We start from the raw sequence: 16,226 nt of genomic DNA on the forward strand, positions 1-16,226 counted from the left end.
CCTGCGGCGTTGCTACCAAGCCCCCGCAAAGGAGCCCGGGTGATCCCGGACACAACGTGGTTTTTGGGTCGTTCCCGCCTGCCGAGCCGCTGATGCGGCATCGAGTGTGAGCCGCCGGCGGGGCGCCCCGGCGTGTCGACGCCCTGAGCGCACCCTCGACGCCACCAGCGCGCTCCCGGTTAAGGGCTGGGTAATCCGTACTGCGCGGCTACCCCGTTGAGCAGCAGAGTGATTCGCTCCTCGAAAGAGGAGTCGCCGAATGGGTCGTAGTGTGACGCGGCGATAGCGCGCAGGGTCGGATAGTCCTCGGGTGCGCTACGGGCGGTCAGGCCGAAGATCCGGGCCAGCCAGGGTTGGCCCCGCTCGGCTTGAATGCGCTCGCGGTGGGATTCGGTGACCGTCCCCATCGCCAGCGCCGTGACGGCCGCCCACACCGACATCGCCTGGTCGGGCTCGAGGCCCTGAGCGCGTAACGCCTCGAGCGCGTGGCCGATGTACTCGAGCTGCCCGTCGTCTTTGACTCCCCCGCTGAGGAACTTCTCCAGCAGGGCGGGTTCCGTGGACAAGGCGGTGCAGACGTAGGCGGCATAGGTGCGCAGCCATTGCGCCCAGTGCTGCCCTGCGTAGCGGGGTGGCGGATTGCCGGCCAACGCGTGCTGGGCTGCGATGCGCAGCAGTTCGTCCTTGTTCTTGACGTGGTGGTAGAGCCCGGGCAGGCTGACACCGAGCCGCTCCGCGACGCGTCGCATGCTGGCGTTCGCGGTACCCAGTTCCAGCACCGCCTCGGCGATGGCCGCACGGTCGATGCTCGGCGGACGACCGCGCCGCGGTGCGTCCTGTCTCATATCGATGCCGCCAGACGTTCGTCGCTGGTCTCGGCACCGGGCTCGGCGGCGCGCACCTGACACGGCACCCCGTTGACGGCGTGAGTGTTGCTCGGAACGTCGATCACGTCGATCGGGTTGAGCAAGTTGTTGTTGACCCCGGGATGAGCGTTGGCCGTCGCGAGTTGGGTGCCGTGCAGGCCGTGGCCCCAACCGTGCGGCAGCGATACCACGCCCGGCATCATCTCGTCGCTGACTTCGGCCGCGACGGTCACCGTGCCCTCCGACGTGCTGACCCGCGCCGGCTGACCGTCGGCCAGGCCGATCCGCGCCGCGTCGTCTGGATGGATCAGCAGCGTGCAGCGATCCCGGCCACGCATCAGCGACGGGACGTTGTGCAGCCACGAGTTGTTCGACCGCAGGTGTCGCCGGGAGACCAGAACCATCGGCGGCTTCGGTCGTTCCAGCCGGGCCGCGAGCCGGGGAACGTCGTCGGCCAGTCGGGCATGGAACAGCTCGACCTTGCCCGACGGGGTGCACACCGACTCGTCGAGGCGACCGCCCTCCAACTCGGCCAAGCGGATCCCGTCCGGGTGTTCGCGCACTTTGGCCAGTGTCAGGCCGTCGGGGTTCTCACCGAACCGGTCGCCCCATGGACCAACGCGAATCCCCAAGTCCGCCAACCGCTTCGGTCCGTGATCGGGTAACGCCCGCAGCAGCGCTTCGGCGTCACATCCGGTCAGCGGATTCCGCGGCAGCACCGACATCGTGGCGATCAAACCGCCGACGTAGAGGTCGTCGAGCGCGGTCACGTCGACCTCGCCGACCGGCGTGCCGAACATCGCACCGCCCAGGCGGATCAATAGCTCCCACTCGCCCGGCCGATCGGGCTCGGGCTCGAAGACGGCGTCCGACCACTTCACGCAGGACGCCACGGAATACATCCAATACAAGTCGTCGATGTGCGAGCGCTCCAGCGGCGACAGGCCGGGCAGGATCACATGGGCGTGCCGGGTGGTCTCGTTGAGCCAGTTGTCGATCGCGATCATCGCGTCGAGTCGGGTCAGCGCCGACGCCAGACGCCCCGCGCCGGGAGCCGATACCGCGGGGTTGCCCGCGACGGTGATCAGTGCCCGCAGCCGGCCCGGCCCGGGGGTGTCGATCTCCTCGGCGAGGCAACCAATCGGATACTGCCCCAGCACTTCCGGTGCACCCCGCACGCGGCTGTGGAAGCGGCCGAACTGCCACCCCTCGCCGTCCTGGTCGGGTGGTTTGGTGAACATCGGTGACCACACCGGGGCCTTGGGAAACACCGCGCCACCGGCGCGGTCCAGTGCGCCTAGGGCGGTGTTGATGACGAACACGAGCCACGTTGCCAGGGTGCCGAATTCCTGTGTGCAGGCGCCGATTCGGCTGTACAGCACCGGATTGTCCGCGCGCGCAAGCTCTTCGGCCAGGCGGCGGATCGTTGCCGGCGCGACGCCGGTGACCGGCCCGACGCGCTCGGGGGTGAACGGCTCGGCCAGCGCAATGACGTCGTCAAGACCCACGACGCGGTCGCGCAGGTGTTCCGGACGGCGGACCCAACCGTTTTCGTGCAGCGTGCGAAGGATCGCGAACAGCAGCAGCGCGTCGGTGCCGGGCTGAATCGGCACCCATTCGCTGGCGCGGCGCGCGGTTTGGGTGCGGCGCGGGTCCACGACCACGACGCGTCCGCGTACCGCGATGTCGGCCAGCAACCCCATGATGTCGGGCGCGGACAACATCGATCCCTGAGATGCCGACGGGTTCGCGCCCAGGATCATCAGGTGATCGGTGCGGGGCAGATCGGGAATCGGCGCGTTCCACATCGTCCCGAAGACCAGCGTTCCCACCACGTTCAGCGGCCACTGGTCGACGGTGCCCGGGGAGTAGTAGGCCTGCATGCCGGCCGCCTGAGCGAAACCGATCAGCGCCCCGATGTGGGTGGCCAGCGCGTGGTTGTGGGCGACCGGGTTGCCGACGTACACCGTCAGGGCCCCGGCGCCGTCGGTGTCGAGCACGGGCCGCAGCACTCGTTCGGCCTCGGCGAAGGCGTCGTCCCAGGAGACCTCCGTGTGGCCGCCGTCGGGCCGACGGACCAGCGGTCGGCGCAATCGATCGGGGTCGGTGTGAATGTGGTTGAGCGAGGCCCCTTTTGGACACAGATGCCCTCGAGACCATACATCGTCGCGGTTGGCGCGGATACCCTCGACGCGGCCTTGGCTGACCTGAACGCGCAGCCCGCACATCGCCTCACACAACGGGCAGGTGACCTTGTGCTCGACCATTGTCGCTCCCGCCAACCGATACGATTTTTGATAATTGTTATGAAAACGCGCCGCGGGTGTCAATGGCGCCGCTCGTCGGCTCTGCATTCATCGTCGGCGGCTTGAGTGTGCGCTGACGGTGGGCTGCGCCGGCGCGTCGGCGCCGCCAGTGCACACTCGACGCCGCCAGTGCGCACTCGACAGAGCGGCTAGTAGTTCAGCCCGGAGAACATGACCCGGCCCGGGTCGAACTTCTGTCGCACGGCCGACAGCCGGGACAGGTTCTGGCCGAAATAGCGCGCCGGCGGCTGGTTAGCCTCGATGTAGTTCACATAGCCGCCAACCGAATACGGCCGAACCGCCTGGTGCGCCGTGCTGAGCCAATTGGTCGCCGCCGCCGGGTCGCCCGTTTCGACGTACCACTGCACTAGCGCGGCCTGCTGGCGCCACGGATATGCGGTCGCCCCCGGCGCCACGCTCGCCAGCGCGCCGTCCAGGGCGTGCATGATCGCCAACATGCGGCCCGCACCACGCGGAAATGCGTTGACCGCGGCGGCAATTCCCTGAGCGGCGGCCGGAGTGAGGCTCTGAAACACATCCGACCCGCCGACGTAGCCGAGCGGCTGCGGGTTCAGGTTGTTGACCGCCAGATACCGGACCAGGTCCATGCGGTTGAACGTGTGGTTCTCGGTCCCGGTCGGCTGCATGCCGACGGCGGCCACGATGGCATTCGCGACGCTCGGACCCGATCCGGCCGGGCAGGTCGCCAGGATGCGGCACGCGGTGCCCATCCCGTCGGTGGTGCTGTCCGCCAGTGCCCAGCTGTTGCGGTCCGCGGTGCGCAGCCAGTTGGCCCAGCCGACCAGCACCTGCGCGAACGACTGCGCCGGGAAGTTGAGGTTCACGGCGTCGACGTCGTGCGTGGGGAAGGTGTTGAAGGTCAGCGAGGTGGTCACCCCGAAGTTGCCACCCCCGCCACCGCGCAGCGCCCAGAACAGGTCGGGGTTGCTGTTGGCGGACGCGGTGACCGCCTGGCCGCCGGGCAGCACCACCTGCGCCGAGGTCAACTGGTCACAGAGCAGGCCGGCGTGCCGGGAGTCCGCACCCATCCCGCCGCCCAGCGCGTGGCCCGCGGCGCCCACCGATGGGCAGGTACCCGTCGGCAAGCCCCGGCCGGCACCGGCCAGCGTCTCGTGCATCGAATACAGACTCGTCGCCGGCGGCACCGTGACCTGCCCGGTGGCGGCGTCGTAGTTGACTCCCCCGGGCAGCTGACGCAGGTCGAACACCATGGCGCCGTTGGCCGTCGAGGCGCCGATATAGGAGTGCCCACCACTGCGCGGCGCGACCTTGAGGTGATTAGCGGCGGCGAAGGCCATCGCCTTTTGCACGTCGCCCGCCGAGGTCGGTGTGACGATCGCCGCCGGGGTCAGACCGTTGTAGTTGGTGTTGAAAACCTGCTTCGCCGAGCCGAATTGCGGGCTGTCCGGGAGCAGCACCTTGCCACCGAGCGCGGACGAAAGTCCTTCCCAGCCAGTGGCATTCGGAGCGGCTTCAGCTGGTGCCGAACCGAACCGGCCCGCGCCGAACACCGCGCCGGCCGCCAGCGCTCCAGCGGCACCGCGCAGAAACGTCTGCCGTGAGATCTCACGCGCCATCGTCGGACTCCCGCGATTGCGTCATGTCCCGCATTGTTAAACCCCGCGATCCGTGGCAGCGCCCGACGTGCGGCGGCATCACCGAAACGAGCCCGAACCGTTACCCGCTCCTGACCGAACGCTGACAGCGAAATTCCCACGACATCGGCGCGGTCCTAAGCTAGTGATCGATAGCGTCCACAACGGGCGAGCGAAGGAGCGGGTTATGGCGCAAGGGCTTTATGGACTGCTGACCGTGGTCGCCCTGGTGCTGGCTCTGGTGTTCGCCACCGGCGCTGCCGTATACGTCAAACGCCTGGGGGACCGAACTCCTACTCCGATCAGCGATGAAATTGGCATCGCCAGAACGGTCACCGTGAAGGTGCGTAAACGCGAACCACTGTCCAAGGATGAGCTGGACTATGCCAAGCAGATCGTCGCGGACCGCAGCTCGGCGATGACGTTCTGCATTCCCGGGGCCTTATTCATGCTCGGATGCTTTTACGTGTTCGGGAGCCTGTACCACCTGCATGGAGCGACACCCTCCGAGCGGACCTTCCTCGGGGTGTTTCCGATGCTCGCCTCCCTGAACTTCACGACCCAGATTCTGCGCAGCGCGAGGTTGAAAAGGCGTCTGCGGAAAATGTCGTGACGCAACGCGCACGGCGTCGTTCATGACTGTTCTGACGTGCCATTTTCTGTCGGCGGCGTGATTGCCAGCAAAAGGCGCGGTCACGCCCATTCGGAATGGCGGCACTTTCGCCGATTCCCGGGGCGGCTCGCCGCTATTGCCGAGGGCCCCGGTGGATGGAAACGTCCGTAGTCATCCTGTACGGTCAGTCCATCTCATTGAGTACATGACCGTCTACTATTCGGGCCAGAGGTGGGGTTGGGATGAGAGCACAGGGTGCGGGGGCGACGCCCGGAAGGGTGATCGAGTGAGCCCTCGTTCAGCCGGCAGGACCGTCTTGGCACGAGCCTGGATGCCTTTGGTTGCGGTCATCGCGCTCGCTGTCGGTGGGGTAGCCATGTGGAAGGTGCACCAATTTTCCGATCCCCCGCCCGTCATCACCGTCAATGAGCCCGCGGCACCGCCGGAGTTCAGTATCAAACGGCTCACGTATGAGTTGTTCGGCTCCGTCGGGCAGGGCGGGATGCTCGTCTGGGTGGACGTCAACGGACATCCGCATCGGGTTGATCTCACGACCCTGCCGTGGTCGCACACGGAGTCGACCACACTCACCGTGGTGTCCGGCAGCATCTCGGCGCAGGTTCAGGGTGGTCAAGTCGGCTGCCGGCTGCGGGTGAATGGCGTTGTCCGCGCTGAACAATCCGATGACCACCAGGACGCGCACGTCTTTTGCCTAGTGAAATCCGCATGAGCGAGCACCGGTCGGAGCGTCCGGCGAAACGACCCTTCGTTCCCAGAATGGTCCGCATCTTCGCGATACCGATCATCGCCTTTTGGGGCCTGCTGGCGGTGTCGACGAACACCTTTATGCCGCAGGTGGAGAGGGTCGCCGAAGAACTCGCCGGGCCGGTAGTCCCGCACTACGCGCCGTCGCAGCGGGCGTTGTTGTCCATCGGTGCGAAGTTCCGCGAGTCCAATTCGACCAGCTTGGCCATGATCGTGCTGGAGGCCAACCGGCCGCTGGGCGACGCGGATCATCTGTATTACGACGATCTGATGCGCCGGTTCAAACAAGACCCCAAGCATGTGCAGTACGCCATGGACTTGTGGGGGAAGCCGATCACCGCGGCGGGGGCGCAGAGCCTCGACGGCAAGTGCGCATACGTGCTGTTGCGTCTCGCCGGCGATATCGGCCAGATGCAAGCGAATGAATCCGTTGCGGCCGTTCGGGATATCGTCGCGAAGGACACACCGCCACCCGGGCTCAAGGTCTACGTCAGCGGCGCCGCACCGCTGGCCTCAGACACGGTGGCCATTGCGAATTCGAGCTTGAACGACATCACGATCGTAACGATCTTTCTGATCATCGCGATGTTGCTGCTGGTGTACCGCTCCATCGTCACCCTGTTCGTGCCGTTGGCCGGAGTTCTGTTCGAGATGTTGGTCGCGAAGGGGGTCATCGCAACCCTCGGTCACCTTGGCTACATCGAACTTTCGTCGTTCGCGGTGAACATCGTCGTCGCGCTGACCCTGGGAGCGGGGACGGACTACGGCATCTTCTTGATGGGCCGCTACCACGAGGCGCGACACGACGGCGAAGGCAGGGAGCAGGCGTTCTACACCGCATACAAGAGCGTCACGCCCGTCATCCTTGGATCGGGTCTGACGATCGCGGGGGCCTGCTACTGCTTGACGTTCGCGCGACTCAACTACTTCCACACCATGGGGCCAGCGGTCGCGATCAGCATGCTGTTCACCATCGCCGCAGCGCTGACGCTCGGTCCGGCGTTCTTGACCGTCGGCAGCCTTTTTGGGCTCTTCGACCCGAAAAGCAAGGCCAAGGCGCACCTGTATCGACGAATCGGGACGAGCGTGGTCCGATGGCCGGTGCCGATCCTGGTGGCCAGTACCGCCGCCGTCATGCTCGGGGCGATCTTCGTGCCGACGTACCGCCAGAACTACGACGACCGTCAGTACCAGCCGCATAATTCCCCCGCCAATCTTGGTTTCCAGGCGGCGGATCGGCACTTCCCGAAGAGCAAGCTATTTTCCGAGATGTTGATGATCGAGTCGGATCACGACCTGCGAAATTCGGCCGACTTCATCTCGTTGGACCGCGCGGCCAAGGCGCTCGAACGGCTGCCCGGTGTTGCGATGGTGCAAAGCATCACCAGGCCCATGGGTCGAGCTTTGGAACATGCCCATATCCCCTACCTGTTCACCACACAGGGCAGCGGTCTCGGCCAACAGCTCCCGTTCACCCAGCGGCAAAACGCCAATACCAGCGAGCAGGCCGAGATCACGCAGCACACGGTCGCGGTCTTGCGCAAGGAGATTGGCTTCTTCCAGACGATGTCGGACGAGATGCACAAGACGGTCCTCACGATGGAGGACATGCAAAAGGTCACCGACGAGTTGAGGTCAAACCTCGCCAACCTCGAAGACTTCTTCCGGCCCATGCGCAGCTATTTCTATTGGGAGAAGCACTGTTTCGACATTCCGGTCTGTTACGCGTTCAGGTCGCTGTTCGAGTCGATCGACGGCCTCGACAAGATGGCCGATGACATCAAGGACGCCGTGGCCTCGCTCGAGGTCATCGACAGAACCTTGCCGCAAATCATCACGCAGCTGAAACTCACCGCCGACGACTCGGAGGCTTTGGCGAGTCTGTTGGTCAGCACCTACGGTCAGTCGTCTCTGCAGACCACCCAGACCGACCAGACATTCGACGACCAGATCAATGTCGGGCTCGACTTCGACCAGTCCCGCAGCGATGACTTCTTCTATATCCCCCACGAGGGGTTCGACAACGACGACGTCAAAACCGGTATGCAGCTGCTGATGTCGCCGGATGGTAAGGCCGCCCGCATCATCGTCACCCACGAGGGAGACGCCAATGGCCCGGAGGGTGTGCAGCACGTCGAACAGTTCCCCAACGCGATAACGGTGGCGCTCAAGGAGACCTCGCTGGCCGGATCGAAGGTTTATATCGGTGGGTCCGGAGCAACCAACAAGGACATCAAGCAATACGCCGCGTCCGATTTGCTGATAGTGGCGATCGCCGCCTTCGTGCTGATCTTCTTGATCATGTTGTTCTTGACGCGAAGTCTGATGGCCGCCTTGGTCATTCCTCTCACGGTGGCCTTCTCGTACGCCGGCGCGTTCGGGCTCTCCATACTCGTCTGGCAGCATCTGATCGGACTGCCGCTGCATTGGCTGATATTGCCGCTGACGTTCATCATCCTGGTGGCGGTGGGTTCGGACTACAACCTGCTGTTGATCCTGCGTGTCAAAGAGGAGCTGCACGCCGGAATCCACACCGGCCTGATCCGCGCGCTCGGCAGTACGGGCGGCGTGGTGACGTCCGCGGGGTTGGTGTTCGCCTTCACGATGCTGGCAATGCTGACAAGCGACCTCAGGACGATCGGTCAGGTGGGTTCCACCGTGTGCATCGGCCTGCTGCTGGACACCTTGATCGTGCGTTCGTTCGTGGTGCCGTGCATCCTGCGAATCCTCGGTCCGTGGTTCTGGTGGCCGACGCTGGTGCGTTCCCGTCCGCTGCCGCAGGCACAAACCATCTAGCGCTTCATTGGGCGGTCCAGCCGCCGTCGATCGAGTAGCTGGCACCGGTGATGGTGGCAGCCGCATCGCCGGCCAGGAAAACTGCAAGTGCGCCAATGTCTTCCGGTCGGGTGAAGCGGGCCATCGGCTGCTTGTCGGCGACGAATTCCTGCTTGGCTTCGTTAAAGGACTTTCCGGCTGACTTGGCGAACTCTTCGATTTGCTGCTCGATCAGCGGGGTCAGCACCCACCCGGGACAGATTGCGTTGCAGGTGATGCCGTGGTCGGCGGTTTCGATCGCCGCCACTTTGGTCAGCCCGACAACGCCGTGCTTGGCCGCGACATAGGCCGACTTCTCGGCGCTCGCGACAAGGCCGTGCGCCGAGGCGATATTGATGATTCGGCCCCAGCCGCGGCGTTTCATCCCGGGCAGTGCGCACCGGGACGTGTGGAAAACGGCCGACAAATTTGTCGCGATCACCGCGTCCCACTTCTCGATCGGAAAGTCCTCCAGCTTCGCCACGAACTGGACGCCGGCATTGTTGACGAGGACATCGACCGATCCGAAGGTCCGTTCGGCGTCGCCGATCATCTCGGCGATCTCGACCGGCTTGGTCACGTCGGCACCCGAATAGGCCGCCGTCACCCCGAAAGTCTCTTCGATACCCGACCGCTGCTGCTCGACAGCCTCCGGGTCACCGAAGCCATTGAGGGTCACGTTCGCGCCCTCGGCGGCGAAGGCCCGTGCGATCGCAAGACCTATACCCGACGTGGAACCCGTTACAACGACCGACTTCCCGTGGATCATCGCCACACTCTCCCCTTGCGGCCGCGTCTCGGCCATCGAGGTGATTATCCGTGAAATTCCGGCCGGCGCTGGCGATAGTGGATGCCCCGTGCCCGCCCTCATCGTCACGAATCTGCACGCGGTGATGTGCTGTGTGCTGTGTGCCGTCACCGGTGCGCAATGCTGGGCTGCGATGTGATGAGGGAATCGGACCCTCTGCACTGCCCTTCGTGCGCCAGGAGAGACCGGACTTTGCCCGCCGATCAAGGCTTGTGCACGCCTTCGCGACAACTACCTGCTCCACTGCGCCCCTCAATCCAGCAGCTCTACCTGCCAGTTGGAGCGTTGGATCCGCACGTCCAGCTCACGAAGCTCTCGCGCCAGCACGTCGGCCTGCGCGCGCAATTCGGCGACGGGTAACGCAGACTGCATTTTCAGCTCGGACCGCAGCTGCCGCGAGTAGCTGGGCTGGTTGGTGCCGGCGGCCGCGTCTGCCGCCGCGGTCACCACATAGTGACGGTGACGCAACGCGTCCCGGCGTGCTAACGCATCGGTCAGGGTGCCATCAGGGTCGATCGCGGTGGCCGCGTTGGTGCGATTGATACGCCGGATCAGAGTTTCGAACTCATCGAGCACCTCGCCGACTTCGGTCAGCAGGCCCGACGCGTCCTCAGCGGGCTCTTCGCCTTCCTGGTATCGAGCGTTGTTCACGATGCGCGTGCGTAGCTGCTCGATCCGCCGCGCCGCGGTCGCGCGAAGCGACAACGCCTCTGCGAGCTTCACGTCCTACTCCTTTATGGTGCCGGCCCGACCGAGTGACCGCGTTGGGCGGCCCGGGCATCTAGCATCATGAACCCGGCTCGGTTAGCTGGCAATTCACTTTTCCAAGCCGGAGCCCGACCGCCCCCGCGTCACGGGCGAATGGTTCTGCGCGCCAAGCTATCTCGGCTACCGTGCTTGACAGCCATCGTTTTCCGGCCCGCGGACGACCCCTGGTCACCGCCCCGCGCGACCACTGCGTACCAAAGCTGCCATTGACGAATGTCACCATTTGCGGTTGACTTCGTGGCATGGCGGACATCGTTCCGGCCCGTGGGTCATTGCGGTCCCGCGGCGCAGCGGCGGTAAGCACGTACACAATGCGACCGTTCAGCGGGCTGGTGCCGCCCGAGCGGGCGTGGGGAATCTGGCTGTCGCGCCAGCTGATCGCGCGCGTCATGGCCACCTTCGGCCCCTCGCTGTCGGGCACCCGCGTTGAACAGGTCGACACGCGACTGCCCGACGGTCGCCGGGTCAAGGGCGAATGGGTGTACGGGCCCCGCACGCCGACGAGCGAGACCACGCGGTCGTCGACAAAAGCTGAGCCGACGGGCGCCGGCTCTTCTCGCGGGCAAGCCCGCTCGTCGACCGTCACCGAAGCGGTCTACTACGTGCACGGCAGCGGTTATGCCGTGTGCTCGCCAAAGACGCACCGGCGCTTGACATCCTGGCTGTCATCGCTAACCGGCTTGCCGGTGTTCAGCGTCGACTACCGGTTGGCGCCGCGCTATCGCTTCCCGACCGCCGCCGACGATGTCCGGGCGGGCTGGGACTGGCTGGTGCAAACGTGTGATGTGACAGCGAAAAACATTGTGATAGCCGGTGATTCGGCGGGTGGTCACCTGACGGTCGACATGCTGTTGCAGCCCGAGGTCGCCGCGAACTCCCCTGCCGCGGTGGTGCTGTTCTCGCCGCTGATCGACATGACCTTCGCGCTCTCGCTCGCTCGCGAGAAGATACGCCGCGACCCCGCTATCCGGGTGCGCGACGCTGCTCGTCTGGTCGCGCTCTATCACCCGGGCATCGATCTCACCCATCCCCGGTTGACACTCGACGTCGCCGGCGGAGCGACGCTGCCGCCGACGCTGGTTCAGGCCGGCGGGGCCGAAATGCTGCAGGACGATGCACGGCAGCTGGCCGCCGACATCAAAGCGGCGGGTGGGCGCTGCGAGCTACAGGTGTGGCCGCACCAAGTTCATGTCTTCCAAGCACTTCCGCGCATGACACCCGAAGCCGCAAAGGCGATGGCCTACGTCGCACGGTTCATCGCCCACGCGTTGCAAGATGCCCGCGTCATGGTTGACGAGGTGGGCTGACATGCTCAGACCACGGGGCAAACTGCTCGGCGCGGCGAAGACCACCAGCCGCAGCGCATTGGCCGTGGTGACCGGGGCCGGCAGCGGCATCGGCGCCGCGTTCGCCGTCGAACTCGGCCGACGCGGCGGCACGGTGGTGTGCAGCGACATCGACGAAGCCGCCGCCCAAGAGACCGCCGATGCGATTGCCGAGCGTGGCGCGAAGGCAATCGCGATCCGCTGCGACGTCTCGCGAATCGACGACGTTCGCGCGCTCGCCGATGAAGCACAGTACTTCTTCGGGGCCGCGCCCACCCTGGTCATCAACAACGCCGGTGTCGGCGCCGGCGGCGCGGCCATCGGCGATGTGCCCCTGGACGATTGGATGTGGACGCTGGGCATCAACCTGTGGGGCCCGATTCACGGCTGCCACGTGTTCACCCCGATCCTGCGTGAGCCCGGTCACGCGCCACGAGGCATCATCAACGTCGCCTCGGCGGCGGCGTTCGGTGCCGCTCCCGGCATGGCCGCCTACAACGTCAGCAAGGCCGGGGTGCTTTCGCTTTCCGAAACGCTGGCCGCCGAATTGTCCGGCACCGGCATCCGGGTCACCGTATTGTGCCCGACGTTCGTCAAGACCAACATCGTGGAATCGGGCCGGATCAGCCAGGAATCCAGTGACCTCGCCACCAAACTGATGCGCTGGACCGGGTTCTCAGCGCAGAAGGTCGCCCGGATCTGCCTGGATGCTCACGATCGCGGTGAGCTTTACTGCATGCCACAAATCGACGCCAAGATCGGCTGGAACATCAAACGTCTTGCGCCCCAGTCCTATACCCGCGCGGTTGGCCTGGTGTCGCGGGCAAACATGCACGGATAACGCAAAGGGAAGGGGGCTGCTGGTGGCCATCGACATGGAAGCCATGCTTGTCAAGATCAAGGATCGCCAGTGGGCGCTCGCCGATATCGATTGGGACGCACCGGGAGCCGACACCATCAAGCCCGAGTTTCGGCCCAAGCTCCGAGCCTTCATGGCCGACCTGTGCTGGATCGAGAACATCGGCGCCCGGGGCTTTGCGGCGCTCGCCAAGAAGGCACCGAACCCCACCATCGCCGAGATCTACCGGTACTTCCACGCCGAGGAACAGCGGCATGCCAACGCCGAACTCGCGCTGATGAAGCGCTGGGGCATGCTCGACGAGGGCGAGGTCCCCGAACCCAACGTCAACATCAAGTTGGCCATCGAGTGGCTGGACACCTTCGCCGACGACATGCCGCTGTCGGTGCTGGGCACCGTGATCCCGATGCTGGAGGTCGCACTCGACGGTGCGCTGTTGAAGTTCCTCCTCGACACCGTGGCGGACCCCGTCTGCCATCAAGTGTTCGAGAAGATCAACAATGACGAATCCCGACACATTGCAGTCGATTTCGAGGTGTTGGAGATGATCGGCAACGCCACTGCTCGGCGGCTCGCCATCGAATTCGTCGGCCGATTCGCCTCTCCCGGCCTGATCCTCGGGATGATCATGTACGTGCCGCTGCTGAACCGTATTCGCAACGAGATGGCCGGGATGGGGATGGATTCGGAGCGATTGTTCAACGCGGTCAACCGTTTCAAGCAACTCGGCGACCGGGGTGAGCGGACCCGGCGGGTGCCTACCTACAAGTTGCTCAAGCGCCACGGCATGTGGGTGGTGAACCCAAGGCACCCCTATCAACTGCTGGCCAATTCCATGGTGTGGCTGTCGGATTTCTATCCCAAGCCGCTACTGAGGCCGGCACCGAGCTGGTCGAAGGAACTCACCCACGACCCGGCGGCGTGACCATGGCAAACGACCACACCTACGCAACGCTGATCATCGGAGCCGGCTTCACCGGACTCGGTACCGCCATTCGGTTGGCCGAGGCAGGAATTACCGACTTCGTCATCCTGGAGCGTGCCGACCGGGTGGGTGGAACCTGGCGCGACACCACCTACCCGGGAGCAAGCTGTGACGTTCCGTCACTGCTGTACTCCTACTCGTTCGTGAAAAACCCGACGTGGTCGCGGACGTACTCACCCGCCGCCGAGATCTGCCGGCACCTCGAATACATGGCGACCAAGTTCGCCATCCGTCCACACATCCGCTTCGGACACGAGGTCGAGGATCTGACTTTCGACGAGGACGCCGGCGTGTGGACGGCGAAGACCAAGAACCGCAGGAAGTTTCGCGCCCGTACCGTCGTGTTGGCCTCCGGCCCCCTCTCGGATGTCAGTTTCCCGAACATCCGCGGTCTCAACACCTACCAGGGACACAAAATCCACAGTGCGCGCTGGGATCACGACTACGACTTCACGGACAAGCGCGTCGCGGTCATCGGCACCGGCGCCAGCGCGATCCAGATCATTCCCGAACTGGTCAAGCAGGCTGGGTTCGTCAAGGTGTTCCAGCGCACGCCGGGCTGGGTGCTGCCCCGCCTCGATATGGCGACCCCTTCGGCCGTGCAAGCCTTGTTCGCCAAAGTGCCTGCCGTCCAACAACTTGCCCGCCAGGCCCTGTTCTGGGGACACGAAGCCAGCGCCACCGCCCTGGTGTGGGATACCCCGCTGACCGCCCTGGTGGCCCGGCTCGGGCAGGCCCATCTGCGTGCCACCGTCAAGGACCCGTGGCTGCGCCGACAACTGACCCCCGATTTCGCTCCCGGCTGCAAGCGGATGCTGGTCTCCAGCGACTACTACCCCGCGCTGCAGCGCGACAACTGCAAGCTGATCTCCTGGCCGATCGCGACGCTTTGCCCCGTCGGCATCCGCACCAGCGACGGCATCGAACACCACCTCGACTGCATCGTGTTCGCCACCGGGTACGACGTCCACCTCACCGGCCCGCCGTTCGCCGTCACCGGCCTCGGCGGACGGTCGCTGGCCGACGAATGGGCCGATGGTGCACAGGCTTACAAGAGCATCAATGCGCACGGTTACCCGAACCTGTTCTTCATGACCGGTCCCAACTCCGGGCCGGGTCACAACTCCCTGCTGGTCTACATCGAGGGCCAACTCGATTACGCGGTGCGCGGCATCCGCACCATCCTTGACGACGACCTGCGCTATCTCGACGTACGCGAAGACGTCCAACTGCGCCACAACGCGAACATTCAGCGCCGGCTCACCAAGACGACTTGGATGTCGGGTTGTCGCAGTTGGTATCTCACCAAGGACGGATTCAACGGCTCGATGTACCCGGGTTTCGCGACCCAGTATCTCCGCCAGATGAGCGATTTCCGCCATGCGGACTACCAGGCGGTGGCGCGCGGGGCAACCGCGTGCGTCACCTCGTCGGCCTAAGCTGACGCATTGAGATGGCACAGAAACCGGAACCCGGCACGATCGCCAGCGTCCTGTACAACGTGCGACGGGCGCCCAAACGCGTTCGGCGCCAATCGCGGGACTTCATCGAGACCGCGGTGTCGCAGCTGTTCGACGCGGCTGCGCGTCACCCGAACGGCGACGCGGGGTCCGGGGAGTACCGGATCGACGACCTGGCCCGACTGGCCGGCACCACCACCCGCAACATCCGGGTCTACCGGGATCGCGGGCTGCTGCCGCCGCCATTGCGGGTGGGGCGCATCGCCTTGTTCAACGACACGCATCTCACCCGGCTGCGGCTGATCACCTCGATGCTCGACCGCGGCTACAACATCGCCCATGTGCGGGAAATGCTGGGCGCCTGGGAAGAAGGCAAAAGCCTCGGCGACGTGCTGGGCCTCGAGACAGCCATCGTGGGCAGCTGGACCACCGAGCAGCCGCAGACCATGCCGGTCGCCGACGCCCAGCGGCTGGTCGACGACCCGGCCGGTTTCGACCGGCTGGTCGCCTTGCAGGTGATCCGCGTCGACGGCCCGCAAGCCACCGTGACCCGGCCCAAACTGATTGAAGCGTTCAACGAGATCCGCGGCTACGGCGTCAAATTGGAGAAGCTCGTCGACCTGCACGAGCAGATCGTGCCCGAGATCGACAAGATCAGCGACCTGTTGGTGCGCGCGGGCGCCGAACATGTCATCGACAAAATCAAACCCGGCCAGGCGCTGCCCGCGGATGCCGAAATCGCCGAGTTGATCACGATGCTGGTCCGGTTCCGCACTCAGGCGGTGGCGACCGTCACCGCAACGCTCGCGTCGTCGATCGAATCGAACATCGAGTCATTGGCCGGCCGCATCCTGACCGACTACCTCGAACGCTCACCGGAAGCCGGAACCGAGGCGCCGCCCGACGAGTTGTCGGCACGCCGCCGCAAAGCCAACTGAGAAAGTTGGAACCTGCCGGGTCGCTCCACCCGGATCGGTCGCGCCTGGAATTAATCCGGCATCGCCTCTTCGGACCAGCCGGGCGATCCGCCGCCCGAGTTCT

13 protein-coding genes are annotated in these 16,226 nt (G+C 65.1%); 8 read left to right on the forward strand and 5 right to left on the reverse strand.

What is annotated here, in order from left to right; all coding sequences use genetic code 11:
- Positions 1-179 precede the first annotated feature (179 nt).
- The 3 genes from MJO58_RS18605 to MJO58_RS18615 all read right to left on the reverse strand — a co-directional run bounded on the left by MJO58_RS18605 (position 180) and on the right by MJO58_RS18615 (position 4,770).
- Positions 180-845: a TetR/AcrR family transcriptional regulator gene (locus tag MJO58_RS18605; protein ID WP_239720433.1), complete on the reverse strand. Its 666-nt coding sequence runs from the start codon at positions 843-845 to the stop codon at positions 180-182.
- A complete protein-coding gene (locus tag MJO58_RS18610) occupies positions 842-3,133 on the reverse strand; it encodes a molybdopterin-dependent oxidoreductase (protein WP_239720436.1) in 2,292 nt (763 codons plus the stop codon). Before MJO58_RS18610 ends, MJO58_RS18605 begins: the two co-directional genes overlap by 4 nt.
- Before the next feature lie 188 nt (positions 3,134-3,321).
- Positions 3,322-4,770 (reverse strand): FAD-binding oxidoreductase, encoded by a 1,449-nt coding sequence (locus MJO58_RS18615; RefSeq protein ID WP_239720438.1) that lies wholly within the window; start codon positions 4,768-4,770, stop codon positions 3,322-3,324.
- Positions 4,771-4,975: 205 nt separating this feature from the next.
- Between MJO58_RS18615 and MJO58_RS18620 the strand changes: the two genes are divergently transcribed.
- From MJO58_RS18620 to MJO58_RS18630, 3 genes are all read left to right on the forward strand, one after another.
- Entirely contained in the window at positions 4,976-5,401 is a 426-nt protein-coding gene (locus tag MJO58_RS18620) for a hypothetical protein (protein WP_090603955.1), read from the forward strand.
- Between the two features lie 331 nt (positions 5,402-5,732).
- The gene (locus MJO58_RS18625; protein WP_175364463.1) at positions 5,733-6,131 is read left to right on the forward strand and encodes an MmpS family transport accessory protein; all 399 of its coding nucleotides are present in this window, start codon (positions 5,733-5,735) and stop codon (positions 6,129-6,131) included.
- A complete protein-coding gene (locus MJO58_RS18630) occupies positions 6,128-8,962 on the forward strand; it encodes an MMPL/RND family transporter (protein ID WP_239720439.1) in 2,835 nt (944 codons plus the stop codon). The genes MJO58_RS18625 and MJO58_RS18630 overlap by 4 nt, the downstream gene beginning before the upstream one ends.
- Positions 8,963-8,966: 4 nt before the next feature.
- Here the strand turns inward: MJO58_RS18630 and MJO58_RS18635 are convergent, their stop codons facing one another.
- The gene (locus MJO58_RS18635; protein ID WP_276553175.1) at positions 8,967-9,785 is read right to left on the reverse strand and encodes a 3-hydroxybutyrate dehydrogenase; all 819 of its coding nucleotides are present in this window, start codon (positions 9,783-9,785) and stop codon (positions 8,967-8,969) included.
- A 255-nt stretch (positions 9,786-10,040) separates the two neighbouring features.
- Complete coding sequence (locus MJO58_RS18640; protein WP_239720441.1) at positions 10,041-10,511, reverse strand: DIP1984 family protein; 471 nt, start codon at positions 10,509-10,511, stop codon at positions 10,041-10,043.
- 287 nt (positions 10,512-10,798) lie between these two features.
- Here MJO58_RS18640 and MJO58_RS18645 point away from each other — a divergent pair, with 287 nt between their 5' ends.
- From MJO58_RS18645 to MJO58_RS18665, 5 genes are read left to right on the forward strand one after another with little or no spacing between them, the layout of a single operon-like run.
- Positions 10,799-11,863 carry an alpha/beta hydrolase gene (locus MJO58_RS18645; protein ID WP_239720442.1) on the forward strand — a complete coding sequence of 355 codons (1,065 nt, stop codon included), beginning with the start codon at positions 10,799-10,801 and terminating at the stop codon, positions 11,861-11,863.
- A gap of 1 nt (position 11,864) precedes the next feature.
- On the forward strand, positions 11,865-12,722 hold the full coding sequence (locus tag MJO58_RS18650; RefSeq protein ID WP_239720443.1) for an SDR family NAD(P)-dependent oxidoreductase: 858 nt from the start codon (positions 11,865-11,867) through the stop codon (positions 12,720-12,722).
- A gap of 22 nt (positions 12,723-12,744) precedes the next feature.
- The gene (locus MJO58_RS18655) at positions 12,745-13,665 is read left to right on the forward strand and encodes a ferritin-like domain-containing protein (protein WP_239720444.1); all 921 of its coding nucleotides are present in this window, start codon (positions 12,745-12,747) and stop codon (positions 13,663-13,665) included.
- The gene (locus tag MJO58_RS18660; RefSeq protein WP_239720446.1) at positions 13,662-15,164 is read left to right on the forward strand and encodes a flavin-containing monooxygenase; all 1,503 of its coding nucleotides are present in this window, start codon (positions 13,662-13,664) and stop codon (positions 15,162-15,164) included. The genes MJO58_RS18655 and MJO58_RS18660 overlap by 4 nt, the downstream gene beginning before the upstream one ends.
- A 14-nt stretch (positions 15,165-15,178) precedes the next feature.
- Entirely contained in the window at positions 15,179-16,123 is a 945-nt protein-coding gene (locus MJO58_RS18665; protein ID WP_090603964.1) for a MerR family transcriptional regulator, read from the forward strand.
- Positions 16,124-16,226: the final 103 nt, after the last annotated feature.

It is taken from the genome of Mycobacterium lentiflavum (genome assembly GCF_022374895.2).
Classification (GTDB): domain Bacteria; phylum Actinomycetota; class Actinomycetes; order Mycobacteriales; family Mycobacteriaceae; genus Mycobacterium; species Mycobacterium lentiflavum.